The sequence below is a fragment of the Nocardia coubleae NBRC 108252 genome (assembly GCF_001612805.1).
Taxonomy (GTDB): Bacteria; Actinomycetota; Actinomycetes; order Mycobacteriales; family Mycobacteriaceae; genus Nocardia; species Nocardia coubleae.
Genome location: NZ_BDBD01000016.1, coordinates 38317 through 62553, shown reverse-complemented (window position 1 = coordinate 62553; position 24237 = coordinate 38317). Strand labels below are relative to the sequence as shown.

Annotated in this window: 24 protein-coding genes and 1 riboswitch; of the genes, 12 read left to right on the top strand and 12 right to left on the bottom strand. The window is 68.8% G+C overall.

The annotated features are described in order from the left end of the window. Positions 1 to 144: 144 nt before the first annotated feature. Positions 145 to 1125, top strand: a complete 981-nt coding sequence (locus tag NCO8_RS16130; protein WP_245655391.1) for a hypothetical protein — start codon at positions 145 to 147, stop codon at positions 1123 to 1125. Positions 1126 to 1130: 5 nt separating this feature from the next. Here NCO8_RS16130 and NCO8_RS16125 read toward each other — a convergent pair whose 3' ends face one another. Continuing rightward, the gene (locus NCO8_RS16125; RefSeq protein WP_067495788.1) at positions 1131 to 1988 is read right to left on the bottom strand and encodes a DUF1266 domain-containing protein; all 858 of its coding nucleotides are present in this window, start codon (positions 1986 to 1988) and stop codon (positions 1131 to 1133) included. 63 nt (positions 1989 to 2051) lie between these two features. Here NCO8_RS16125 and NCO8_RS16120 point away from each other — a divergent pair, with 63 nt between their 5' ends. The 3 genes from NCO8_RS16120 to NCO8_RS16110 all read left to right on the top strand — a co-directional run bounded on the left by NCO8_RS16120 (position 2052) and on the right by NCO8_RS16110 (position 5199). Continuing rightward, on the top strand, positions 2052 to 2324 hold the full coding sequence (locus NCO8_RS16120) for a DUF2277 domain-containing protein (RefSeq protein ID WP_067495790.1): 273 nt from the start codon (positions 2052 to 2054) through the stop codon (positions 2322 to 2324). Positions 2325 to 2437: 113 nt separating this feature from the next. Continuing rightward, on the top strand, positions 2438 to 3979 hold the full coding sequence (locus NCO8_RS16115; RefSeq protein WP_245655390.1) for an aldehyde dehydrogenase family protein: 1542 nt from the start codon (positions 2438 to 2440) through the stop codon (positions 3977 to 3979). Between the two features lie 323 nt (positions 3980 to 4302). Beyond that, on the top strand, positions 4303 to 5199 hold the full coding sequence (locus NCO8_RS16110) for a LysR family transcriptional regulator (RefSeq protein ID WP_067495793.1): 897 nt from the start codon (positions 4303 to 4305) through the stop codon (positions 5197 to 5199). On the opposite strand, the gene NCO8_RS16105 is transcribed toward NCO8_RS16110, so the two are convergent. Beyond that, on the bottom strand, positions 5196 to 6545 hold the full coding sequence (locus NCO8_RS16105) for an amidase (RefSeq protein WP_067495903.1): 1350 nt from the start codon (positions 6543 to 6545) through the stop codon (positions 5196 to 5198). The two genes, NCO8_RS16110 and NCO8_RS16105, sit on opposite strands and share 4 nt — an antisense overlap. A gap of 223 nt (positions 6546 to 6768) precedes the next feature. Between NCO8_RS16105 and NCO8_RS16100 the strand changes: the two genes are divergently transcribed. Continuing rightward, a complete protein-coding gene (locus tag NCO8_RS16100; protein WP_084457226.1) occupies positions 6769 to 9177 on the top strand; it encodes a protein kinase domain-containing protein in 2409 nt (802 codons plus the stop codon). Between the two features lie 32 nt (positions 9178 to 9209). Then, entirely contained in the window at positions 9210 to 11042 is a 1833-nt protein-coding gene (locus NCO8_RS16095; RefSeq protein WP_281201982.1) for a serine/threonine-protein kinase, read from the top strand. Here NCO8_RS16095 and hpt read toward each other — a convergent pair. The 4 genes from hpt to dacB form a co-directional block, all read right to left on the bottom strand. Further along, a complete protein-coding gene (gene hpt, locus NCO8_RS16090) occupies positions 11033 to 11584 on the bottom strand; it encodes a hypoxanthine phosphoribosyltransferase (protein WP_067495798.1) in 552 nt (183 codons plus the stop codon). The genes NCO8_RS16095 and hpt overlap by 10 nt on opposite strands. A 47-nt stretch (positions 11585 to 11631) precedes the next feature. Next, entirely contained in the window at positions 11632 to 12777 is a 1146-nt protein-coding gene (gene tilS / locus NCO8_RS16085) for a tRNA lysidine(34) synthetase TilS (RefSeq protein ID WP_067640533.1), read from the bottom strand. Positions 12778 to 13103: 326 nt separating this feature from the next. Continuing rightward, entirely contained in the window at positions 13104 to 14162 is a 1059-nt protein-coding gene (locus NCO8_RS16080) for a zinc-dependent metalloprotease (protein WP_067640825.1), read from the bottom strand. Positions 14163 to 14174: 12 nt separating this feature from the next. Next, a complete protein-coding gene (dacB, locus tag NCO8_RS16075) occupies positions 14175 to 15632 on the bottom strand; it encodes a D-alanyl-D-alanine carboxypeptidase/D-alanyl-D-alanine endopeptidase (protein ID WP_067640531.1) in 1458 nt (485 codons plus the stop codon). 157 nt (positions 15633 to 15789) lie between these two features. Between dacB and NCO8_RS16070 the strand changes: the two genes are divergently transcribed. Beyond that, a complete protein-coding gene (locus tag NCO8_RS16070; protein WP_067495803.1) occupies positions 15790 to 16278 on the top strand; it encodes an inorganic diphosphatase in 489 nt (162 codons plus the stop codon). Positions 16279 to 16346: 68 nt separating this feature from the next. Here the strand turns inward: NCO8_RS16070 and NCO8_RS16065 are convergent, their stop codons facing one another. From NCO8_RS16065 to NCO8_RS16050, 4 genes are all read right to left on the bottom strand, one after another. Next, complete coding sequence (locus tag NCO8_RS16065) at positions 16347 to 16577, bottom strand: hypothetical protein (RefSeq protein WP_067495806.1); 231 nt, start codon at positions 16575 to 16577, stop codon at positions 16347 to 16349. A gap of 90 nt (positions 16578 to 16667) precedes the next feature. Continuing rightward, positions 16668 to 18398 (bottom strand): DHA2 family efflux MFS transporter permease subunit, encoded by a 1731-nt coding sequence (locus tag NCO8_RS16060; RefSeq protein ID WP_067640529.1) that lies wholly within the window; start codon positions 18396 to 18398, stop codon positions 16668 to 16670. Then, positions 18395 to 18874 (bottom strand): MarR family winged helix-turn-helix transcriptional regulator, encoded by a 480-nt coding sequence (locus NCO8_RS16055; protein WP_245655389.1) that lies wholly within the window; start codon positions 18872 to 18874, stop codon positions 18395 to 18397. Before NCO8_RS16055 ends, NCO8_RS16060 begins: the two co-directional genes overlap by 4 nt. 89 nt (positions 18875 to 18963) lie before the next feature. Next, positions 18964 to 19785, bottom strand: coding sequence for a crotonase/enoyl-CoA hydratase family protein (locus NCO8_RS16050; protein ID WP_067640525.1), 822 nt, complete (start codon positions 19783 to 19785; stop codon positions 18964 to 18966). Positions 19786 to 19904: 119 nt separating this feature from the next. On the opposite strand from NCO8_RS16050, the gene NCO8_RS16045 reads away from it, so the two are divergent. The 3 genes from NCO8_RS16045 to NCO8_RS16035 all read left to right on the top strand — a co-directional run bounded on the left by NCO8_RS16045 (position 19905) and on the right by NCO8_RS16035 (position 21362). Then, on the top strand, positions 19905 to 20381 hold the full coding sequence (locus NCO8_RS16045; protein WP_084457225.1) for a YbaK/EbsC family protein: 477 nt from the start codon (positions 19905 to 19907) through the stop codon (positions 20379 to 20381). A gap of 72 nt (positions 20382 to 20453) precedes the next feature. Then, entirely contained in the window at positions 20454 to 20996 is a 543-nt protein-coding gene (locus NCO8_RS16040) for a flavin reductase family protein (protein ID WP_067640523.1), read from the top strand. A gap of 12 nt (positions 20997 to 21008) precedes the next feature. After that, positions 21009 to 21362, top strand: a complete 354-nt coding sequence (locus NCO8_RS16035) for a hypothetical protein (RefSeq protein WP_157104941.1) — start codon at positions 21009 to 21011, stop codon at positions 21360 to 21362. 5 nt (positions 21363 to 21367) lie between these two features. Here NCO8_RS16035 and NCO8_RS32175 read toward each other — a convergent pair whose 3' ends face one another. Then, positions 21368 to 21535 carry an excalibur calcium-binding domain-containing protein gene (locus NCO8_RS32175; protein WP_245655388.1) on the bottom strand — a complete coding sequence of 56 codons (168 nt, stop codon included), beginning with the start codon at positions 21533 to 21535 and terminating at the stop codon, positions 21368 to 21370. Between the two features lie 31 nt (positions 21536 to 21566). Between NCO8_RS32175 and NCO8_RS32170 the strand changes: the two genes are divergently transcribed. Next, entirely contained in the window at positions 21567 to 21905 is a 339-nt protein-coding gene (locus tag NCO8_RS32170) for a hypothetical protein (RefSeq protein WP_067640519.1), read from the top strand. A 134-nt stretch (positions 21906 to 22039) separates the two neighbouring features. Here the strand turns inward: NCO8_RS32170 and NCO8_RS16025 are convergent, their stop codons facing one another. Continuing rightward, on the bottom strand, positions 22040 to 23353 hold the full coding sequence (locus NCO8_RS16025; RefSeq protein WP_067640517.1) for an aminotransferase class V-fold PLP-dependent enzyme: 1314 nt from the start codon (positions 23351 to 23353) through the stop codon (positions 22040 to 22042). Positions 23354 to 23394: 41 nt separating this feature from the next. Continuing rightward, a riboswitch (SAM riboswitch) is annotated at positions 23395 to 23509 on the bottom strand. 171 nt (positions 23510 to 23680) lie between these two features. On the opposite strand from NCO8_RS16025, the gene NCO8_RS16020 reads away from it, so the two are divergent. After that, positions 23681 to 24118, top strand: a complete 438-nt coding sequence (locus NCO8_RS16020) for a MarR family winged helix-turn-helix transcriptional regulator (RefSeq protein WP_067640821.1) — start codon at positions 23681 to 23683, stop codon at positions 24116 to 24118. Positions 24119 to 24237 lie beyond the last annotated feature (119 nt).

The following is a 24237-nucleotide window of genomic DNA, read 5'->3' as shown; positions in this document are numbered from 1 at the left end:
GGATGCGGACATGCCACGTTACCGCGTACGGTCTAGTCGATACATCGCGCAGTTCGGCTGCTGGTGCAGCTGCACTGGTAAACGGCCGGGGAACGGGAGAGGTTCCCGAGTACCCCGTCCGGGTTGTTGCAAGTGGCCACAATCATGTCATGCCCGTCTTATCGTGGGCGAGGACACAACTACAGCGCAGGGGGTACGGACATCGTCGAGCTACGAACACCCACAGCGATTCTGCGCCACGGCGAGGGGCGGCTCACCGTCCTGCGGCCGGGTACCGACGGCGAACGGGTACTCGACGTTCCCATCGCCGACCTGCTCAAAGTCCGGTTGAACCGCCGCGCCGACGACGCGGTGGTGATCGAGATCTACCTGCGTTATCCCACCGCCGTGCTCACCGGCGTGCCCGCCGACCGCACCCCGCTGCCGGTGCTGATCGCCGAACACGACGTGCCGACCGCGCTCGGCATCGTCGACCGGATCAACGACCAGATCATGGCCACCCAGCGCATCGATATCGCCGCGCCCGATCTCACTCCGCCCGCTCCCGAGTGGGGCAAGTCCGGGCCGGTCCGTGCCGATGTGGACCGCGCCGTGCGCCGGATGGCGCCGCGCAAGGACGCCCGCTCGGCGATCAACGCGCTGCACCGGTACGTCACCTCCGACGAATACGTGCTCGAGACCGCGATCGCCATCGCCTCGCCGCCCGCGGGCTCGGGGGCCGGGCTGCTCGCGGCGACGACCGACCGGCTGTTGTTCATCGGCATCGGCGGCGATCGTTATGCCCACGAACTGCCTGTTCCCGCGATTCTGGGCGCCAGGACCGTCGAGAGTCATGCGGCGCCCGGTGAGGTCGACACCAGGCACGGCGGCTCGGGGATGGATGTCAGCGACGGCAATCGCACCCTGCATTTCGCGGGTGTCGATCGGGCCGACATCGAACGCGTGACCTGTGCGGTGAACTTCGCCGTGCGCAGGCAGGCGGCCGACGGCGCGCCCGGGCCGGCCGATCCCGGCGTCACCCAGCTCTACAGCGAATGGGAACTGCTGGTGGAGCGGCATTCGCTCGGCATGGTCGACGACACCCAGTTCCAGCGCTACGGCCGCGGGATCCTACGCAGCCTGTAGCTCGGTCAGCTGGGTTCTTCGGCCGGCGCCTCGGTCTTGGGTTCGGACTCGTTGAGTTCGATGCGCCGCCAGGGGCTGGTCGGGCGGGTCCACAGCCGCAGCAGTTCCATCCGCCGGTCGACGCCGCCGTTCTTGAGTTCGGCGAGATCCTCGGTGGCCTGCCAATACGTCCAGCCCGCTAGATAGGCGTCGCCGAACTGACGCCAGTTGCGGTAGCGGCGCTGGGCGGGCGGCAATGCCCGCATGACGTACTCCCACGCCACGTCGGCCTCGAGGTACCCGGCCGTGAACGCCATCCGCGCCACCGCGACCACGCGCGCCAGGTCCCAGGCGTGGATGTCGTTGGGCAGTGGGCGGGCCAGGTGCTCGGTGAAACCGATCTTGATGGCCTGGGCCCAGATGTCGTAGTCGCGGACCAGCGCCTCCGGGTTGTCCATCCCGCGGAACGATCCGACCTGGCGTAGGAAGGCGCGGTGCCGGTCGGCGCGTTCGCCGAAGCGATCGCGTTCACTGGCATTGACGGACGCCATCACCAGCGGATGCACCAGCGCGTACAGGGGCGCGTGCATGCCTTCGAGGAGCTGTTCCATCGAAGCGCGCGCCTCGTTGCCGTCGGTGATTCCCCATGCGCCGGTGAGCGTGTCGATGGCGAGTTCACGCCGGTCACCGAGGGGGTGTTCGCGTTCGGGACCCAGCAGCATGGCGTCGTGGAAGGCGTCCCAGCGGGTCGAATAGAAGGCACCCAGTGCCAGGGCGCGCAGCTCGTCGTCACTGACGCCCGCCCCCGACCAGTGGTCTTCCTCGCGCTCGTCGAGTTCCGGGTAGGGAAAAGTGGTCAGCGCTGGTACTCCCCGAGCAGGCATGCGGCCGAGTCTAGTGGTCTTCTTGTCCTGCAGTGATGTGCCCCACAGGTCTATTGTTCTGTCATGTGTAGAAATATCACCGTCTTGCGTGGTCTGGAGCCTGCCGCCACCGAGCAGGAGATCTACGCTGCCGCCTTGCAATATGTGCGCAAAGTCGGCGGCATCTCCGGGCTGAGCAGCACCACCAAACCAGCGGTCGACAAGGCCGTCGCCGCCATCGCCGCGGCCACGACCACCCTGCTCGCCGAACTCCCCGACCGCCGCGTGCCACCGCCGACGGAACCGCCGTTGCGCCGGATCGCGGCACGCGATGCCGAGGTGTCAGAGACCGGCTAGACGAGGACGATTCGCGCGCGCACCGGGGAACCGGTGCGCCGATAACCCGTGACGTACGGGCACGACCGTGCCAGGCTGGTTGTGATTCACACAACGCAGTGGGGAGCACAACCGTGACACACATCGACCAGGTGATCGACGTCCGCAATCCGGCAACGGGCGAATCCGTGGGAACGGTGCCCGTCACCGACCCGGACGACGTCGCGGCCGCCGTCCGCGAACTGCGCCTCTACCAGCCCGAATGGGAGGCCATCGGGCCGAACGGGCGCAAGGAGTGGCTGCTGAAGCTGCAGGACTGGTTGATCGACAACACCGAACACCTGGCCGACGTGCTGCAGTCCGAGACCGCCAAACCGCGCGTCGACGCACTGATCGACCCGGCCTTCGCCGTCGATCTGGCCGGCTATTACGCGCGCCGGGCCGCCAAGTTCCTCGGCGACGATCACCCGTCGCCGCACAGCCCCCTGGCCAGGGTCAAGGCCCTCACCGTCACCTACCGGCCGTATCAGGTGGTCGGAGTCATCACGCCGTGGAACTTCCCGCTCGCGATGCCCGCGATCGACGTGTTCCCCGCGCTGGCCGCCGGTGCCGCCGTGATTCTCAAGCCGTCCGAGGTGACGCCGCTGTCCGCGGTCGAGCTGGCGCGCGGCTGGGCCGAGATCGGCGCGCCGCCCGTGTTCAAGGTGGTGACCGGCGCGGGCGCGACCGGAGCGGCCGTGGTCGACAACACCGACTACGTCCAGTTCACCGGTTCCACCGCGACCGGCCGCAAGATCGCGCAGGCCTGCGCCGACCGGATGGTGCCTTACAGCCTCGAGCTCGGCGGTAAGGACCCGGCGATCGTCCTGGCCGACGCCGACCTGGACCGCGCGGCGCACGGCATCGCCTTCGGCGGCATGTTCAACGCCGGTCAGGTGTGTATTTCGGTGGAGCGGGTGTATGTCGAGGCACCGGTCTACGACGAATTCGTCGAGAAGCTGACGGCGGCCGTCGCCGCGCTGCGCCAAGGCGCCGACGACCGTGAGTCCCGCAACGACGTCGGCGCACTGGCCAACGAGAACCAGCTGCGCATCGTGGAACGTCACGTGAACGAGGCCGTCGCGGCGGGCGCACGGGTGACCACCGGCGGTAAACCGACAGGCGTCGGCACCTTCTTCGAGCCGACAGTGCTTGTGGACGTTGATCATTCGATGTCGTGTGTCGCCGAGGAGACCTTCGGTCCGACCCTTCCGGTGATGAAGGTGGCCGACGAGGACGAGGCGGTGCGGCTCGCCAACGATTCGATCTACGGCCTGTCGGCGTCGGTGTGGACGGGCGACAAAACGCGTGGCGAACGCGTGGCGCGGCGGCTGAACGCGGGCGCGGTGAACATCAACGACGTGTTCGCCAACCTGTTCAATTTCGCCATGCCGATGGGCGGCTGGGGAAAGTCGGGCGTCGGCGCGCGCTGGGGTGGCGCGGCCGGGATTCGCAAGTACTGCCGTGCCCAGGCGATCACGGCGCCGAAGCTGCCGACCATGACCAAGGAATTGTTCTGGTTCCCCTACGACATGAACAAACTCGTCGTGGCGGTGGCGGCGATGCGCTTGGCCGGTGCGCGTGGGCTGCGGCGTGTGGACCTGGCCAAGGTGTGGCGACTCAAGGGCGGCAAGTAGGTTCCACAAACCTGATTGTGATCAATGTCACTAATTTGTCGGTTCTGCGTGGTCAGCGGGCCGCCGCAAGGCCCCGCGACAGCGCGCGAAGCGCCGATCCCGCTGTGAAAAGCAACGCATTTGCCCTGGTCAAACGCCCAGGTGAGGCAATGAGGCCGCTCACATCGATCGTCGGCGAAATTCGATCGGACTCGGTGGTGCGATGCACCATGCCAGGCCATATGCTGTGAGATACCGACCTGGTGACTGTTTTGACCCGCTTTCGCGAACTTCTCTGCCCGTTTTGGCTAGATTTTCCCGACCGATTCTGATAGCAAGGTGCTATGGACCCGCATTTGCGCGATCTGCGGTATTTCGTCGCCGTCGCTGAGGAACTGCATTTCACCAACGCCGCTCAGCGGCTGCATATCGCCCAGCCGACGCTTTCCCGCCAGATCCGCCAGCTCGAACGCCAGCTCGACGTGGTCCTGTTCGACCGCAATCAGCGCAGCGTCGCCCTCACCGTCGCCGGTAAGGAACTGCTCGAGGGCGCCCGCAAGATCCTCGAGCTGTGGGAGGTGACCAACGTGTCCCTCCAGGAAGCAGGCGAGGTGCTGCGCGTCGGCATCCAGTCCGCGCTCGGTCGCGGCCTGCTCAACGATCTGGAAAGCGCGAGCGGACACCGCCTGGCGCTGCACGCGGCGTCCTGGAACGACCCGTCGAGCGGGCTCGCGGGCCGCCAGGCCGACCTGGCCCTGGTGTGGCTGCCGCTGCCCGACCCCAACCGCTACCGCTGGCAGGTGCTGCGCACCGAGCCGCGGTGGGTGCTGCTGCCGGAGAACCACGCGCTGGCCGAGCGCGACACCATCGACTTCGCCGATCTGCTCGACGAGCCGTTCGTCGCCCTGCCGACCGAAGCCGGTGCGGTGCGCGACTTCTGGCTCGGCAACGACGCGCGCGGTGGTCGCGCGGCCAAGATCGGCGCCGAAGCCGCCACCCCCGAGGACAAGCTCGAGGCCGTGAGCCTCGGCCTCGGTGTGTGCCTGCTGGCCGAGAACAATGTGCCGATGTACCGCTGGCCCGGTCTCACCGCGCGGCCGGTCGCCGGCCTTTCGCCGTGCGAACTGGCCGTCGCCTGGCGCGCCGACGACACCCGTCCGACGATTCTGGAATTCGCCGGTCGCGCTGTCGACGGTGGTTTCTCCGAGCCCGCGCAGGCACCGCAGCCGATCGCGGTCTAGTTCGTCAGTTCGATTTGGGCGGCCAGGCCGAGCAGGGTCGCCTCGGTGCCGGGTGGGCCTGCCAATTGCGCGGCGAGCGGGGTGTGCGCCTCGGGATGGATGCCCATCGGCAGTGAGGCGGCAGGCCAGCCGACCAGATTCCACACGCCGGTGAACGGTGCGTAGCGCACCGAGGACGCGACATTGGCGGCCCAGCCGCGCCTGCTCCACTGCCGCGCCTTCGGCGGCGGGGCGGCCAGCGTCGGGGTGATCACCACGTCGAAGTTCTCGAAGAAGTCGAGCAGCCTTGCTTCGGCCCGGTCGGCTTGGCTCGGCCGGACCAGGCGCAGGCGGCGGATCAGCCGGCCGAGGGCCAGGTGTCTGCGGGTGCGTGGTTGGAGCCGCTCGGGGTCGGCCAGTCGCTCGGCGTCGGCCAATCCCGCTGTGGGCCAGCGCAGCAGCATCGCCAGTGCCGCGTCGCCGTAGGGCAGTTCGACGGGCTCCACGAGGTGCCCGGCCGCTGCCGCGCGCGCACCCGCGGTGCGCGCCGCCGCCGTCCAGTGCCGATCAACCCGGACCAGCCGCGACGGCGGAGCCACGGCCAGTCCGATACGTAGTCGCTGCGGCGGCCGTAGGTCGGCCAGATCGCTGCGGTCGGCCAGGACCGAGAGGGCGAGGGCGGCGTCGGAGACGGTGGTCGCGAGGATGCCGTTCTCGGCCATGCCCGACCAGGAGTCGGCGCCGATCCCGGCGGGAACCACGTCGCGACCTGGTTTGATGCCGAAGACCCCGCAGGCGGCGGCGGGCACCCGGATCGAGCCGAGCCCGTCGTTGCCGTGCGCGATGGGGACCAAGCCCGCCGCGACGGCCGCGGCCGCGCCGCCGGAGGAACCACCCGGCGTGCGGCCCACATCGCGCGGGTTGCGGGTGACGCGCCCGTCGGCGTCGGTGTTGGCCCACAGGCCGAGCTCGGGCATCGCGGTCAGCCCGACGACGATCGCGCCCGCCGCCCGCAGTCTCGCGACCACCGGGTGATCGGCCGGTTCCGCCGCGGCGGACGTGGCGGCCGAACCGGCCGTGGTCGGCTCCCCCGCGACGGCGATGTTCTGCTTCACCGCGACCGGAACCCCGGCCAGCGGCAGCTCGTCCAGGTCGGGTCGCGCGGTGAGTTCGAGTGCCTCCGCGCGCGCCTGCTCGGAGCGCACGACGGTGAAGGCGTTGATCTTGTGGTTCTCCGACGAGATGCGGGTGAGCGCGTCGGCGACGGCGTCGGCGGGCGTGATCGTGCCCGCTCGCACCCGCGCGGCCAGGGCTGCGGCCGGGCCGCCGATCGGGAAGTCGTCGGCGGGTTGGTGGGAGGAGTTCATCGCCACCTCAGCGTCCGTCACGCCGTCGTCGTCGACGGACTCCCATGCTACCGCTGTGAGGTCATCGTGCATGTGCGGATTCGCCCCCGTCGCATGGTCGTCGAAAATCGGGTGATCAGCTCTCCAGGCGCAAGTTATCATTTCGGGTACGGCTCGGGGCACCATGACGTCGGGTGTGGCGGAAGGAAATTCGTACCGATCCGCGCGAACCTTAGGTCGGCTGATGAGTGATAGCACCGCAAGCGGTGAACAACCCGACGCGAGTACCGGTCGGTATCTGAACGTGCGCGCCGACATGGTCGAGGCATTCGCCGCCGCCTGGGGCACGGTCGACGGCGAACCGCCCGATATCGCCGAGTTCCTCCCCGATGCGCGCACGTTGCGCAGGCAGGCGTTGCACGAGTTGATCCGGGTGGATCTGCGTCAGCGGTGGTTGCATCACGCCGCCGAAACCATCGCCCGCAAACGGCTCACCGAGTACTGCGCGGAGTTTCCCGAACTCGAGCCTGAGGCACTGCCCGCCGGGTTGGTCTTCGAGGAGTTCGTGATCCGCAGGCACAGCGGTGAGCGGGTCGACCCGCGCGACTGCCTGCGCGAATACCCGCACCAGGCCCCCAGCCTGCGCGCCCTGCTCAACGCCGACGACCTCGACCAGAGCACCCACCGCGCCGTCGACCCCGACGCGACGGTGAACCAGCCACCCGAGCAGACCCGTAGTACTCAGGTGCCGAACTTCGATCTCACCGCGACAGCGACCGCGGCCGCGTCAGCGCCCTCGGCCGCCACGGCGGCCGGTTCGGTGCCCGGTGCGTTCGTCGCGCTCGACCGGATCGAGATCGGTCAGCGGATCGGCGACTTCGAGTTGCTCACCGGACTGGGTACAGGTGCGTTCGCACGGGTGTTCCTGGCGCGACAGCGGTCCATGCAGCGGCTGGTCGCGGTGAAGATCTCCGCCGATCGCGGCACGGAACCGCAGACGCTCGCCCAGCTCGACCACGACTACATCGTCCGCGTATTCGATCAGCAGTTGCTCGACGCGGATCCCGAGCCCACCGGCGCGCGCCGGTTGCGGCTGCTGTACATGCAGTTCCTGCCGGGCGGCACGCTGCTCGGCCTGTTGCGCTGGGTTCGCGCGACCGCGCCCGCCGAGCGGAGCGGCAGACTGCTGCTCGAGGCGGTCGACGCGGCGATGGAGGAGAAGGGCGAGATCCGCCCGACGGATTCCAGTGTGCGCGCCGAGATCGCCGCCCTGAGCTGGCCCGAGACCGTCGCCTGGTTGGGGCGCAGGCTGGCCGAGGCGCTCGACTACGCCGCCGCGCACGGTGTGCTGCACCGCGACGTGAAACCGGCGAATGTGCTGCTCACCGCCGAGGGCGTGCCCAAGCTGGCCGATTTCAACATCAGTTTCAGCCGGTCGGTCGAGGGCACCAGTCCGGTGGCCTACTTCGGTGGGTCGCTGTCGTACATGTCGCCGGAGCAGTTGGAGGCCTGTCATCCCGGGCGCGGCCGCAGCGCCGCCGACCTCGACACCCGCGCCGACATCTACTCGCTCGGCGTGGTGCTGTGGGAGCTGCTCACCGGGGCGAAACCGTTCGACGACTCCACCGCCGAAGCCGAGGGCCGAGGCGACGAGACCACCCTCGAGGCCATGCTCGAGCGGCGCAGTTCCGGCGTCGACCCGGCCGCGATGGAGCGGGTGCCGCCGAACTGCCCGTCGGCGCTGCGCCGCGTCCTGCTCACCTGTCTGACGCCCGATCGGGCTGGCCGCTGGGCCGACGGCGCGACGCTGGCCAAACAGTTCGACCTCTGCCTGGACGAACGCGCTCGCGACCTGGTCGACCCACCGCCGAACAGCTGGCGGATCCGGCTGCGGCGCTGGCCGCTGCTGGTTCTGGTGCTGGCCATCGGCATTCCCAACGCCCTCGCCTCCTGGTACAACATCCAGCACAATCAGACGCTGGTGGTGAGCCGGCTCGGTGAGTCGGCGCAGCAGACATTCATCATCATCACGGCCGGGGTGAACCTGGTGTTCTTCCCCGCGGGCGCGGCGCTGCTGATCTATCTGGCCCGTTTCCTGTTGGGTGTGCCCGGCGGATTACGCAAAGGCAGACGCTACGACCCGGCCACCCTGCGCCGGGCCAGACACGACACCGTCCGATTCGGCGACCAAGCCGTGGTCGTCGCCTTCTCCCTGTGGGCGCTGGCCGGGGTCACCTTCCCCATCGCGCTGCAACTGGCCACCGGCAATGTGCCCGGACGGGCGGTGGTGCACTTCCTCGCATCGCTGCTGGTCTGCGGGGCTATCGCGGTGGCCTACCCGTTCTTCCTCGTCACGTTCTACCTGATCCGCTGCCTCTACCCCGTGTTCCTGCGCCACGGTGAGATCAGCGCCGACGACAGCGCCTGGCTGCGCGGGTTGAGCCGCCGCTGCACGTGGTACCTGGCCGTGGCCGCCTCGGTGCCGCTGCTCGCGGTGGCCGGGCTGACCTTCCTGCCGCCCGCCGACATCCCCTCGGTGATCGTCGCGGTCCGGGTGCTGTGCGTGGGCGGCATCATCGCCTTCATCGGCTCGTACCTGCTGTTCCGCGCGCTCGAGGCCGACCTGCGGGCCCTGGAACGGGTGGTCAGCTGAACCATCACGTCCCCGCGTGCGTATGCCAAACAGTGAGCTCCACCCGCACCGCGGAGGCGACCCGGCCCTCGCCTGTCCACAGCGCGACCATGCATCCGGCCGATTGCCGTGCGCTCGACCGGATCGAGGTGGGCACACGGCTCGGCGATTTCGAATTGCTCACCGAACTGGGCGCGGGCGCGTTCGCGCGGGTGTTCCTGGCCAGACAGCGGTCGATGCAGCGGTTGGTCGCGGTGAAGGTGTCCGCCGACAGCGGGACCGAACCGCAAACTCTTGCCCAACTCGACCACGACTACATCGTGCGCGTCTTCGACCAGCAGGTCATCGACGGCTCGACCCCGCTTCGCCTGCTGTACATGCAGTTCCTGCCCGGCGGCACCCTGCTCGGCGTACTGCGCTGGGTGCGGGCGACTCCGCAAACCGAACGTTCGAGTGCGCTGCTGCTCGACGCCGTCGACACGGCCATGGAGGAGAAGGGCGAGATCCGTCCGGCCGATTCGGCGGTGCGCGCCGCGCTCGCCGAGCTCACCTGGCCCGAGACCGTCGCCTGGCTGGGCGCCCGACTCGCGACGGCGCTGAGCTACGCCGCCGACAACGGTGTGCTGCACCGCGACGTGAAACCCGCCAATGTCCTACTCAGCGCCGAGGGCGTGCCCAAGCTCGCCGACTTCAATATCAGCGCGAGCCCTGCCGATGTGAACGGCGGTTCATACTTCGGTGGGTCGCTGCCGTACATGTCACCCGAGCAGCTCGAGGCCTGCTACTTCGCAGGCGATCCCGCCGACCTGGATACTCGCGCCGACCTCTTCTCCCTCGGTGTGCTGCTGTGGGAACTGCTCACTGGAACGAAACCGTTCGACGACCCCACTGACGACCCCGCTGCCGTCTTGGCTCGCCGCCGAGCCGGAGCCGTCGGCGATGTCCCCGAGGACTGCCCTCCTGGCCTGCGCCGCATTCTGCTGACCTGTCTGTCCCCCGACCGGGACCACCGCTGGTCCGACGGCGAAGTCCTCGCCGCGCAGCTTGAACTCTGCCTCGACCCACACGCCCGCGCCCTGGTCGACCCGGCACCGCACACCTGGCGAAACCGCTTGCGCCCGTATCTGTTTCCGATACTGGCCCTGGCGATCGCGCTACCGAATCTGCTGGCCGCCTATTACAACCGGCAGCTGAACACTGCACTGGTCCACGACCGCCTCGACGCCGCGACCAGGCAGTCGGTGCGCACCTATTCGATCGTCGTGAACCTGATGTTCTTCACCGTCGGCACGATGGTCCTGTGCCGGCTCGGCAGGCGCCTGCTCACCGTTCCCCGCTGCTTGCGCCGGGGCGGCAGGTGCGAGCCGCACGTCGTCGAACGCACCCGCCGCGACTGTCTTCGCCTGGCCGACCACGCCGTCGCCCTGGCGTTCGTGCTGTGGATCGCGGCGGCCCTGGGGCTGGCGGCGCTGCTCGGTCTACTCGAGGAAGACCTGCCGATGCGAACGGTGGTTCATCTGCTCGCGGTGGCAGCGCTCAGTGCCGCCGTCGCGATGACCTACCCGTTCTTCCTCATCACCCTGTACTTGGTGCGGTGCGTGTATCCGCTGCTACTGCACCACGACCAGGACCTGCGTGCCGACCATGTTGCTCTGTCCGGACTACGTGCCCGCTGCCACCGCTATCTCGTGCTGGCCGCGTCGATTCCGCTGCTCACCATCGCGGGCGCGACGTTCCTGCCGGTCGACGACCTGCTCGCGACGCTCACCCCGCTGCGCACGGTGTGCGCGGGCGGGGTGCTCGGTTTCGTCGGGGCGCTGCTGGTGTTCCGGGTGATCGAGACCGATATCCGCGCGCTACTGCGCGTGGGCTCGGCTCAGGAGTAGACGGCGGGATTCAGGGTGCCGATGTAGGGCAGGTCGCGGTAGCGCTCGGCGTAGTCGAGGCCGTAGCCGACCACGAACTCGTTGGGGATGTCGAAGCCCACGTGGGCCACGTCGACGGGGGTGCGTAAGGCGTCGGGCTTGCGCAGCAGGGTCACCACTTCCAGCGAGGCCGGGTTGCGGGTCGCCAGGTTGCGCTTGAGCCACGACAGGGTCAGGCCCGAGTCGATGATGTCCTCGACGATGAGGACGTTGCGGCCCGCGATGTCCTTGTCCAGGTCCTTCATGATGCGCACGACGCCCGAGGACGAGGTGGACGACCCGTAGGACGACACGGCCATGAATTCGAGCTGGGTGGGGATGGGCAGGGCCCTGGCGAAGTCGGTCACGAAGAAGATCGCGCCCTTGAGGACGCAGATCAGCAGCAGGTCGCCTTCGGGAGAATCCGGCGGGTACCGCTTGGCGACGAGTTCGGCGAGCTCTTCGATCTTTGCCTTGATCTCGTCTTCGGTGATCAGCACCGACGCGATGTCGTCTCCGTACACGGAAGTGGGTATCCCTTCGTGGTGTCGGTCCCGGCTCGACCGATCCATTATGTGGCATCGAAACGCGGCTGGGCGCGCACGGTCAGCGTGCCATGTTCGCGCACCACGACCAACCGGTGGGCCCTGCTCCCGCCCCCGATCGCCACCCCACCCTGGCCACGCCAATTGCTCACCAGCTCGTCGATCGCCTGTAAGTGGGCGTTCATCAGGCCGCTGACGCCCTGTTCGGTCAGCCAGGCACGAACCGCTCGGCGACGCAGGGCCGCCGGTGCAGTGGTCAGAATCTCGATCGCGAGGGCGGACCGATCGCTGTCGTCGGCGCCACTGCCGGGTCCGGCCTCTGCCCCCGCGTGGATCATCGGCCCACCGGTCTCGCCGACGCCACCAGCGGGCCGAGCCGACGACGACCCTTCGGTGGTCGGCGGCCGGCTCTCGCCGAGCACAGCTCGGGGTCGACCGGCAGGCATTCGGGCGGCGTTCAGGAGTTCGCGCGCGAGGTCGTCGAGGACAGCACCGTCGGCGCGCAGCTGGTCGGCGGTGCGGGCCAACGCCTGCGCCGCACCCCCGCCGAGCACGTCCTCGAGCAGCGGCAGCACCTCGTTGCGCACCCGCACTCGCGTGTAGGCCGGGTCGTCGTTGTGTGGATCGCGCCAAGCCTCGATCCCCAGGTCGGCACACACCTGCTCGGTCTGGGCCCGCCGCACCCCGAGCAACGGCCGCCCCCACGGCTCGTTCCACGCCGCCATCCCCTGAATGGACCGGCCGCCCGACCCGCGCGCCAACCCGAGCAACACCGTTTCGGCCTGATCGTCGAGGGTGTGCCCGAGCAGCACCGGGCGCCCGTCCCGCACAGATTCCAGTGCCGCGTACCGAGCGGTGCGCGCGGCCGCCTCCATTCCCCCCGCACGCCCCACCTCGACCGCGACGACCCTGGCCTGCGCGCACCCGAGCGCCAGCGCCTGGTCGGCCGCCCGCCGGGCAACCTCGGCCGATCCGTCTTGCAGCCGGTGATCCACAATCACCGCGGTCACCGGCCCGGTCTCGACCACGGCAGCCGCGACCAACGCCAGCGAATCGGCGCCCCCGGACAACGCGACAACGACCGGCCCCTGCCCACCGTGGGCGAGGACCCACTCTCGCAATGCGCGCCGCACAACGAGCACAGCCGGGGTCTCGGGCAGCTTCGGCGCCATCACCGACCAGCCCGTCGCTGTGCCCACCACGCAAGACCATCTCGACGACACGACCCAGTGCCGCTACCGGTCGCGCAAGTCATACCGGCAGGCTACTCAGCCTCAGGCTGATGCCTGCACCTCGGCCGCCGACGACCGCGAGCTCAGTTGAGCCGTCACCGAACCGACGACTCGCATGGGTTATCCGGTCGGCGAGGCACACAAACGCGCCCCACGAACCGCATCACCGTCGGCGGCCCAGCGGTCGCGCGCACACCATCAACTGCCCACAGATGCGTCGCCCCGAGTCTGGGCGGCCATCAGCGAATCCGCCGGCACGCGAACCGCTACAGCACCCGGTCGATCCACCGTTGCGGCGAATCGACCTCGTCCAGCCGAGGCAGCGTGTCCGCATTCGTCCAGATCGTGTTGAACTCCGTGACGCCCACCCGCTCGACCACCGCGTCGACGAACTTCTTGCCCCGCACGTACTGAGCGACCTTGGCGTCCACGCCGAGCAGCGCCCGCAGGATCCGCTGGATCGGGTTGGACGGCTTCTGCCTGCGCCGATCGAACGCGGCACGGATGTGGGCGACGCTGGGCACCACCGAGGGGCCGACGGCGTCCATCACGTGGTCGGCGTGCCCTTCGAGCAGGGTGCCGAGCATGAGCAGCCGGTCGAGTGCCTCGCGCTGAGGTGGCGCCTGGGCCGCGCGCAGCAGGCCGACGATGCCCTTGGCGTTCGGGTCGTCGGCGAGGTCACCGTTGCGGCGGGCGCGCAGTTCGCCGACGAGCCGGGTGAGCATCTCGCTCATCGGTTCCTCGCCGACCTCGCTGAGGATGTCGACATTGGTGCGCATGTATCCGGCGAGCCAGGGCGCCGAGGAGAACTGCACCCGGTGGGTCACCTCGTGCAGGCACACCCACAGCCGGAAATCGCTGGAGTCCACCCCGAGTGCACGTTCGACGCCAAGAATATTGGGCGCGACCAGCAGCAAGGTGCCGTCCGCACCGGTGAACGGGTCGTATTGGCCGAGGATCGCGGTGGACAGGAACGCCAGCATGGTCCCGGCCTGGACGCCCGCCGGTTTTCCCGCGAACGGGCCTTTGCCCGCGCCGGTGCCGGTGAGCACCGACATCGAGTCGGCGGCCGCCGCGATCCAGCCGGGCCGGTCGACGATCCGCGCCTCGGGTACCGGCCGGTCGTCGAGCAGCCCGCTCACCTCGCGCACCGGCATCTCGGCGAGGATCGAGGCCGAGGCCAGTTCGGCGACGACCTGTTCGGCGGTCTCGCGCGAGGTACGTGGTCCCGGTGGCGCGAGCAGCGCCCCGGTCCTCGCGGCCAGCCGCCAGTCGACGACCGCACTGAATCCGGGATTCTTGCGCCCGGTCTTGTCCTCGCTCATCGCCACCCGCTCTCAGGAACATCCACAGTTGCGCAGGGCACCCGCCACCGCGTCGAGCGCGGGTCTGCTGACCTCCGGCAGCCGGTCGTTGGACATGAGTGCGAAGGTCAGTACCCGCCCGTCCCGGTCGAGCACATACCCCACCAACGCGCTTGCCACGCTCAGAGTTCCGGTCTTGGCCCGCACCCAGCCCGCGCCCTCCCGGTTCTGGGTGACGAAGCGCGGGGCGAGCGTCCCGGTTCCGCCCGCGACGGGCAGGTCGTCGAGCAACGGTGCCAGAGCCGCTGCGCGCGGATCGTTCTCGGGCCTGGCCTGGGTACCGGCGGACACAACGGCGGCGTCGCCGGTCGGCTTGGCGGCGGTCGCGACGATGGTGTCGAGCAGTCGCGGCGGCACCCGGTCGTCGACGGACAGGCCGCTGTTGTCGGCCAGGTGCAGGCCGTTCACATCGAAGCCCGCGCTGGTGAGCGCGGCGGCGGTGGCGGCGGTGGCACCGGCGAAGGACGCCTCGCGTCCGGTGGCGACGGCGAGTTCGCGTCCGATGGTCTCGGCGAGCACGTTGTCGGAATGGATCATCATGTCGTGCAAGCGGATTCGCAGCGGCGCCGACTCGACCTTCGCGATCTCGGCACCGGTGCTCGCGGCCTGGCCGACGCGCACGGCGGCCGGGTCGATGCCGAGTTCGGCGGCCAGGGCGCGGCCCGCGTCGAGTGCGGGGGTCGAGGTGCGCGGGGAGTAGTCGGCCGACGGGTCGAACCGCCCACCGTCGAGCATCACCGGTTCGATGGGGGTGATCGAGCCCTCGGGGATATCGATCGGATCCCAGCCGGCCGCCATGGTCGGACCGGTGTAGGCGGAGGTGTCGACGACGATCGCGCTCGCCTGCCTGCCCGCCGCCTTGATCTGCGCGGCGAGGTCGGCGATGCGCGGGCCGTCGGTGTAGTAGCCGCCGTCGGCGCGGGTGGTGAGCGTCGGATCACCGCCGCCGACGAGTACCAGCTCCCCCGGCGCTCCGGCGAGGACCCGGGTGGCCACTCGCTGATCGTCGGGCAGGGTGAGCAGCGCCGCCGCGACCAGCATGATCTTGGCCGTCGACGACGGGATCATCGCCTTGGTCGGCTCCTGGCTCCAGAGCACGGTTCCGCTGGTCGGATCGGTGACCTGGCCCGCGAACGCGCCGAGATCGGGGCTGCTGGTCACCTGCGCCAGCGCGGCGGCGATCCCGGCGACCGTCGGCGCGGGTGCGTCCGACCTGGCCGGGGCGATGGCGGTGGTCGGGGTGGCGGCCGACGGCGCGTCGGCGACGGTGAGCCCGCCGTGCCGGAATTCCGGCGTCCACGGCCGGGCGATCGCCGCGAATCCGCCGCCGATCATCAGCAGGGCGACGAGCACCGCCGACAGCCAGATCCACCCCGACCGGCGACGTCGCGGCTCCTGCCATCCGGGATTCTGTTCGCTTGGACCGATCACGACCGTCGTTTCTCCTCTAGCCCGCCCGACGCCCGGCCGCGCTGAGCCGCCTGCCGCACCGGTGTTCTGGCACACCACACTATCCTCGTTGCGCAACGGTTCCCCAGAACGATCTGGCGATTCGGCACACAAGCACTCGAACGAGCAAGGAGATGGCGTGGAGTTCGACGTCACCATCGAGATTCCCAAGGGTTCTCGGAACAAGTACGAGGTCGATCACGAGAGCGGCCGGGTGAAGCTCGACCGGTACCTGTACACCTCCATGGCCTACCCGGCCGACTACGGCTTCATCGAGAACACCCTCGGCGAGGACGGCGATCCGCTGGACGCGCTGGTGCTGCTGCCGGAATCGGTGTTCCCCGGTGTCATCGTCGAGGCCCGCCCCGTGGCGGTGTACCGGATGACCGACGAGGCCGGTGGCGACGACAAGATCCTGTGTGTGCCCGCGGGCGACCCGCGCTGGGACTACATCCAGGACATCACCGACGTCCCGGAGTTCGAGCTGGCCGCGATCAAGCACTTCTTCGAGCGCTACAAGGACCTCGAGCCCAACAAGTTCGTGGAGGGTTCGGAGTGGCTCGACCGCGCCGAGGCCGTCAAGATCATCGACGAGGCCTTCGCCCGGCTGAAGGAATCCGGCCACTGAGCCGATAGACGACGAAAAACGGGAAGTCCGAAGGGGATTGGACTTCCCGTTTTTCTGTTCCTGGTGGATCAGTACCAGATGTAGAGGTCCCAGCCCTCCCAGGTCTCGACGCACTGCCAGTAGTAGCCGCCGGTGTAGGACGACTCGCCGTCGGCGCGGCACTGGTAGAGCTCGTAGTAGGTGCCGTAGTAGGTGCCCTCCGGCGCGGCCGCGGCGGCGGTGCCCGCGGTGACCGTCGACACCCCGGCGACGGTAGCCAGGGCCAGCAGTGCGGCGGCGATGGTGGTCTTGATGCGCATGTCGTTCTCCTGATGTTCGTTGCGACATCAGGAACGTTATGGCCGTTCGACCGCCGAAACAGCCACCCCTAGGTGGCCTTTCGGGCCCACCTAGGTCGCTTCACCTTTCTCACCCTTCGTCGACTGCGCGGCGGTGTCGGCCATGGCGCCGATGCCGTCGGCGGCCTTCGCGTCGCCCGCCGACTGCAGGCCACCCGACATCCGCAGCGGCACTTCCTTCCAGAACAGCACGAGCAGCAGCGCCAGCAGCGCGACACCGGTGGCGAACAGGAACACCGTCGACATGGAGTCGGCGAAGCCCACCTGGAACGGTTCGGCCAGCTGCGGGTCGAGTTGCTGGATGATCGAGCTGTCCTGCAACACCTTTCCGGCCGCCGAGGTGTCCTGGGCCAGCAGACCCTGCGACAGCGCGGCATCGGCCGGGTTGCTGCTGCGCGCGCCCTCGACCACGGCCTGCTGGTAGGCCGGGTCGGTCGCCGCCTGCCGCAGTTCGTCGGTGATGTTCGGGGTGAGCAGCGTGAACAGGACCGAGAGGAACACCGCGGCACCGAGGGTGCCACCGATCTGCCGGAAGAACGTGGCCGCGGCGGTGGACACACCCATATCCTTGGGCGGCAACGCGTTCTGCAGGGCGAGGGTGAGCGGCTGCATCAGATTGCCGAGGCCGAAACCGGCGACCGCCATGAAGATCATCGCCAGCCACAGCGGGCTGTGCGCGTCGAGCAGGTGCAGCAGGAACAGGCCGAGGGTCAGCGTGGCCGCGCCGATCAGCGGGAAGGCGCGGTAGCTCCCGGTCTTGGAGATCAACCGGCCCGACAGGATGGAACCGAGCATCAGCCCGAGCACCATCGGCAGCATCTGCAGACCCGCCTCGGTCGGCCCCGCACCGCGCACCACCTGCAGGTATTGCGGCAGCAGCAGCATCCCACCGAACATCGCCGCACCGACGACGAACGAGATGATCACACCGAGGGTGAAGGTGACGTTGTCGAAGATGCGCAACGGGATCAGCGCCGCGTCACCCATGTACTTCTCGATCGCGACGAACCCGATCAGCCCGAGCGCGCCGATCACGTAACAGATCACCGAACCGGTACTGCCCCAGCCCCACTCACGCCCCTGTTCGGCCACGATCAGCAGCGGAACGAGACCCACCGCGAGCACGAGCGCGCCCGCGAAGTCGATGCGATGGGTGGCGTGCGGCTTGCGCGGCAAGTGCAGCACCCGCGTCACGACGACCAACGCGAGCAGGCCGAGCGGCACGTTCACCAGGAACACCCAGCGCCAGCCGGTGATGCCGAGAATGCTGTCCTGCCCGGCCAGCAGACCGCCGAGCACCGGCCCGAGCACGCTCGAAATACCGAACACGGCAAGGAAATAGCCCTGGTAGCGGGCGCGTTCACGCGGCCCGATGATGTCGCCCATGATGGCCAGCGCCAGCGACATCAGGCCGCCCGCACCGAGCCCTTGGAAGGCGCGGAACGCGGCGAGCTGATACATCGACTGCGCCAGCGTGCACAACAGCGAACCGATGATGAACAGCCCGATCGCGGTGAGGAAGAACGGCTTTCGGCCGAACATGTCCGAGAGCTTGCCGTAGAGCGGGGTGCTGATCGTCGCGGTGATGAGGTAGGCCGTTGTCGCCCAGGCCTGCAGCGAGTAGCCGTGCAGGTCGTCGGCGATGGTGCGGATGGAGGTCGACACGATCGTCTGGTCGAGCGAAGCCAACAGCATGCCGAGCATCAACCCGGACAGGATGGTCAGAATCTGACGGTGGGTGAAACCGGCGGGCGATTCCTCCACTGCCACGGTCGTCGTCACGATTCGTTCTCCGATGGGTTGAGCGTGAGGAGCAGGGGCCGGGCCCGGTCGTAGTCCTCCACGAAGCGGGTGAGCAGGGCGGCGAAGTGCTCACGGTCGGGTTCGGGCCAGTCCTTGGTGACGATCGCGATGGATTCGCGACGCCGCTCGCGAATGCGGTCGGCGGTCTCGCAGCCGTAGTCGGTGGCCTGTAGCACGGTGGCGCGCCCGTCGTCGGGGTCGGCGGTGCGGACCACGAGCCCGCGTTCCACCAGCTGCGCCACCTGCCTGCTCACCGTCGAGGCATCCGAATTCACCGCCTCCGCGAGCGCGCCCGAGCGCATCGGACCGTCACAGACCAGCCGGAACAGCACGACGAAGCCCGCGGGTTCGATGCCGGAACGGTCCTTCATCTGGGCGAGGGCGCGGTCGCGCAGTCGGTGTAGGCGCACGAGCTGGACGGCGATCGTGTCGATGGCCGGGTCGAACTCCGTCACCACATCACCCTTTACTTGCATCAGCCAATTAGTTGTGTGATGCAAGTATGTGGGTAGACCGGTTGCCGGGGCAACCGTTTTAGCGGCGTTTACTCCCCCTTGAACTGCGGGGCGCGCTTCTGGAAGACCGCCGTCATCGCTTCGGTGAGGTCGTGCGAGGGCAGGAACGCCGCGTTCCACGCCGAGACGTAGCGCAGACCGTCGGCCACCCCGGGGGCGGTCCGGTGCTCGAGCACATCCTTGATGCCCTGCACCACCAGCGGCGGATTGTCGGCGATCTCGCGCGCCATCGCGTGCGCCGCCGCGAGCACCGCTTCCTGATCGGCGAACACCTCGTTCACCAGACCGATCCGCTCGGCCCGGGCCGCGTCGATATCTTTTGCGGTGTATGCCAATTCGCGCAGGTGGCCCTCACCGATGATGCCCGGCAGACGCTGCAGCGATCCGATGTCGGCCACGATCGCCACCTTCGCCTCACGCAGGCTGAACTTGGCGTCGGCGCTGGCCAGGCGGATGTCGGCGGCCGCGATCAGGTCGAGCCCGCCACCGATGCACCATCCCGACACCGCCGCGATCACCGGCTTCACACAGGTGGCCACCGAGGTGACGGAGTCCTGCATGCGCCGGACCTCCTTGAGGAACTCGGTCCGCTGGGCCGCCTTGGCGCCGTCGGCCAGCACCGGGCCGAGCGTGCCGCCCATCGCGGCCAGGTCGAGGCCGTAGGAGAAATGCTTGCCCGACCCGGTGAGCACCACGGCGCGCACCTGCGGATCGGCGTCCAGCTCGGCGAAGATTTCCGGCAGTTCGCGCCAGAAATCCGGTCCCATCGCATTGCCCTTGCCGGGCCCGGTCAGGGTGACCTGGGCGATGTTGTCGGCGATCTCGACGGCGAAGGCCTTCCATTCACTCATGCGCTGATTATGGCCTCATCGGGTGCACCCACCCCGTCCGGTGTCCGGAGCGAATTCGCGGCAACCCGAAAATCTCACTCTCCCGGCATAATTCGATCGGCCGTCCTACTCTGGATGACATGCGCAGGTCGTCCTTGCCGATGGTCGCGTGCCGGGTGGCCGACACGCTCATCGCGCGCGGCCACCACGGCGTCATCGTCTCCCCCGACACGCCCACCTCCAGCGCCATCGACGCCGCGCGCGCCTTCGGCGCCCACCCCAGCGCCATCACCACCGCCCAGCTGTTCCTGCTCGACAACGACCCGGTCCTGCTGCTGGTAGCCGCCCATCACCAGGTGGACCTGCACCGCACCGGCCCCCGCCTCGAAGGAAAGCTCACCCCCTGCCCCACCGCCCTCGCCGAGCGAGTCACCGGTCAGCCCCTCACCGGCACCGCCCCCGTCGGCCACCCGACCAACCTGCCCACCTGGGTCGACACCGCCCTGGCCGCCCACCGTGAGATCTGGGCCGCGGGCGGTCACCCCACCACCGTCTTCCGCACCAGCTACCGCGAACTCATCCGCATCACTGCGGGACTGCCCGTGGACATCGACTGAAGGGTTTCCCTCGGCGTGAGCCTGTCCATAGGCGGGCCAGGATGGCGGGCGTAGTTTGGGGCTGTGGGTGATATGCGACGAACTCCGGCCGACCTCGTGGTTCCCGACGACCTGAGTGGGATCACCGCCGAGCAGTATCGGGCGTCGATGCGGCACTATCCGGCAGGCGTCACGGTGGTGACGATCGGCGCCGACACCGGTCCGGTCGGTTTCACCGCCACCTCGTTCGCGTCGCTGTCGCTGGAGCCGCCGCTGGTGTCGTTCAATATCGCGCACTCCTCGTCGAGCATCGACGCCCTGCGCGCCGCCGATTCCGTGGTCATCCATTTCCTCGGCGAACACCAGCACCACCTGGCCCACCGCTTCTCCCGCTCGGCCGCCGACCGCTTCACAGACCGAGCGCTCTGGACCACCCTCGACACCGGCGAACCGATCCTGCACGGCACCCCCATCTGGCTCCGCACCACCATCCACCAACTCATCGACCTGGGCGACCACACCTTGGCGGTAGGCCTGGTAACCCGAGTCCACGACGAATCAGCCGACTCGCCCTCCGCCGCCCCCCTGCTGTATTACAACGGCAGATACCACCGCCCCACCCCCCTCGATACGTAGATGGGACCCTCGATGAGCGAGTTCCGCGTGACCGGCGTCTACCCTGTCAGCTTCCGGCCGACGCCCTTCGTAACCGGCTATGCCAGCGGAAACTTCGCCATGGGCGACACTGTCGAACTGCGACGAGCAAGCAATCCGATTGCCCACGGGGTCCTACAGGGGATGCACATCCACCTCAGCCCTCGAGGCGAACACTCGTTCTTCTTCTCCGGCGACATCTCCGAACACGTCCGGGTCGACGATGTCATCCACACCATCGACACCACAACCTTTCTACTCGCCACCCACGGAGGCGCAGACCTCATTGCCTCGGCGGTCGATGCGGCAGCGGGCGGGGTCGATTACCACGACCTGATCGACGAGTAGCAGCCTCATTCGCAAGCGACTCCATCGCTGTTCGCGTCCAGCTCTGGCCGGTAACCGGGCTCGCCGCGATAGATGGGTGCCGCCCCGGCCGCTCGCGCCGCCTTGCAGTTCTTGTAGTAGACGCCGGGCGACGGCGCCTCGGGCCGAGGCAAATCGACTGTAGGCGGCGGCACATACGGCGTGGTTACGGGCGGGGGCGGGGCAATGGTCGTGATGATCGGCGGCGGTGGCGGGGCGACCGTCGTTGTCGGTACCACCGCTGTCGGACGCGCCACCGTCGTCGTCGCCGCCGTTGCGAGAGGCGGCGGCACAATCGGTGACGCCGTCTCGACCGAGGTAGAGGGCAAGACCATCGCGGTGGTCGATGACGGGACGACGCGCGTCGTCGAGGTCGACACGGTCTTGGCGGGCTCCGATTCGCCGAAAACCGCGCCGATCACCGAGAGCCCACACAATCCGAGAACACCGATTCCGACCACCCACGGCCATCGCCGCTTCTTGTCGCGCTGCCTCGGCGGACGAGCCCACGGATCGGGTGGCTGAATCGGTCGCGTCATTATTTCCCCTTAGAAGTACCTGGTAGGTCGGGGGCTTCATCGCGACCGATTCGGGGCTCGTTACCCAAACCGGCGACACGCCAAACATGTTGGCCGAACTTCGCTTCCCGGTCGGGCCGTTCAGCCGATGAGGCAGGGGGTGGCGCCGGTGGGGTCGGGGGTGAGGGGGCGGGTTTCGGGGGTGGGGTTCCAGTGGCCGTTGGTGGGGGCGTAGGTCCAGGTGGGGCCGGTGGTTACCAGGGTGGTGAGGGCGGTGATCAGGCGGTCGATGTCGGCGGGGGTGGTGCCGAGGCCGATGCTGGCGCGGAGGGCGGCGTCGAGGCCGAGGCTGGTCAGGAGCGGGTGGGCGCAGAAGCGGCCGTCGCGCAGGCCGATGGCGTGTTCGGCGGAGAGGTAGGCGGCGACGTGGCCGGGGGTGTAGCCGTCGACGGTGAAGGCGACGATGCCGACCGAGTCGGGGCTGTCGGACCAGATCCGGACGGGGTTCACGCCGGGGATGGCGGCGAGCCCGTCGCGCAGGCGGTCGGCGAGGGCGCGCTCGTGCGCGACCAGTTCCTCGGGGTCGATGGCGGCGAGCGCGTCACAGGCGGCGGCGATGGCAGCCGCGCCGAGCACATTGGGTGAGCCGGCTTCGTGGCGCTGCGGCGCGGGCGCCCACTCCGCTTCCGCCACACCGACATTGCGCACCGCGCCACCACCGGCCAGGTACGGATCGGCCGCGTCGAGCCAGTCGCGCCTGCCGACGAGCACCCCGGATCCGAACGGCGCGTACAGCTTGTGTCCGGAGAACGCCAGGTAGTCGATTCCGCTCTCGCGCAGGGAGATTCGCCGATGCGGCGCGAGCTGGGCGGCGTCGACGAGAATCCGCGCACCACACAGGTGCGCGATGTGGGCCAGCCGCTCCAGCGGCAGCACCTCACCGGTCACATTCGACGCGCCGGTGACGGCGAGCAAAGCCGCAGGCCTGCTGCACAATTCGGCGACGATCCGCTGAATGGTCTCCTCGAGCGTCGCGGCGGCCCGGACAACCCTTCGACCGTTGCGCGTCCACGGCAGGAAGTTGGCGTGGTGTTCGATGTCGAGCACCACCGTCTCCCCCGGCACGCATCCGGCCAGCAGGTTCAGCGAGTCGGTGGTGTTGCGGGTGAACACCACGACCTGGTCGTCGTCGGCGTCGAGGAACCGGGCGACCGAGCCGCGCGAGGCCTCGTAGCACTCGGTGGAGATCCGCGAGGCGTACCCGGCGCCGCGGTGCACGCTGGCGTAGTACGGCAGCAGTTGCGAAATCCGGTCGGTGACCTGGCGCAATGCGGGTGCGCTCGCCGCGTAGTCGAAGTTGGCGTAGGTGCTCGTTCCGCCCTGGACGAGCGGAACGCGCAGGTCGGCACCGGACACGGCGGCGAGGGCACAGGTGGGGTCGATTACAGCGGTCATGACGAATATCCCGTCGGCTCAGGGACTCACCACGTAGCGAGAGTCCGCGCTTGCCGCGTCCACCTCGGACGTCGGCCTGGTCGTCACCCGGAGCACCCCACCGCGGAGGAGGGTTGCCGACCAGCTAGCCGGGGCTTGTCGCTGATACTCGTGACCTGGCATCGAGATTGGCAGACGATCCGGGCCGCTGTCAACCACCGATCGAAAGATGTTGCTCGCCACCAGGTCCCGATTGCCCCTGGATTGCCCCTGCGCCGACAGGCGGCAAGCCCCATCATGGACACCCCAAATGATTGAGTTCCCCCACTATTTGTTAGAGTGGCCGCCATGCCCTCGACCACGAACCCCGAACGCGGCCTGGCGCGCTACCCGGTGTACGCGCTCGGCAGGCTCACCAAGGCCATGCACGCCGAGATCGACGTCCCGCTGCGTGACCACTGGGTGCTCACCTTCATCGGGGAGAACGCCGACCTCACCCAGAAGAAGGTCGGCGAGTCACTCGGCATCGACCGCAGCGAGGTGGTCCGCCTGATCGACGCACTGGAGGGCGCGGGCCTGGTCGAACGCACCCGAGACGGCAAGGATCGCCGCAAATACCGGCTGCGCATCACCGAAGCGGGCCGCAAGCAGTGCAAGCGCACCGACAAGCTGATCGCCGAGGCCACCGCGCGCGTCCTCGCCCGGCTCGACGCCGACGAGCAGTCCACCCTGCACCGGCTCGCGCTCACCGCACTCGGCGAGACATCCGCGGCGCCCGCCCCGTAGCTGCCGGGCGCGCCCGACAACTCCCGGTACCGTTGGCAACTGGTGACCATCCCGTTTGCCCTCCGGTAACCCGACCGTGAAACAACAGACACCGATGGGGGTCAACCGATGAGAGGTGG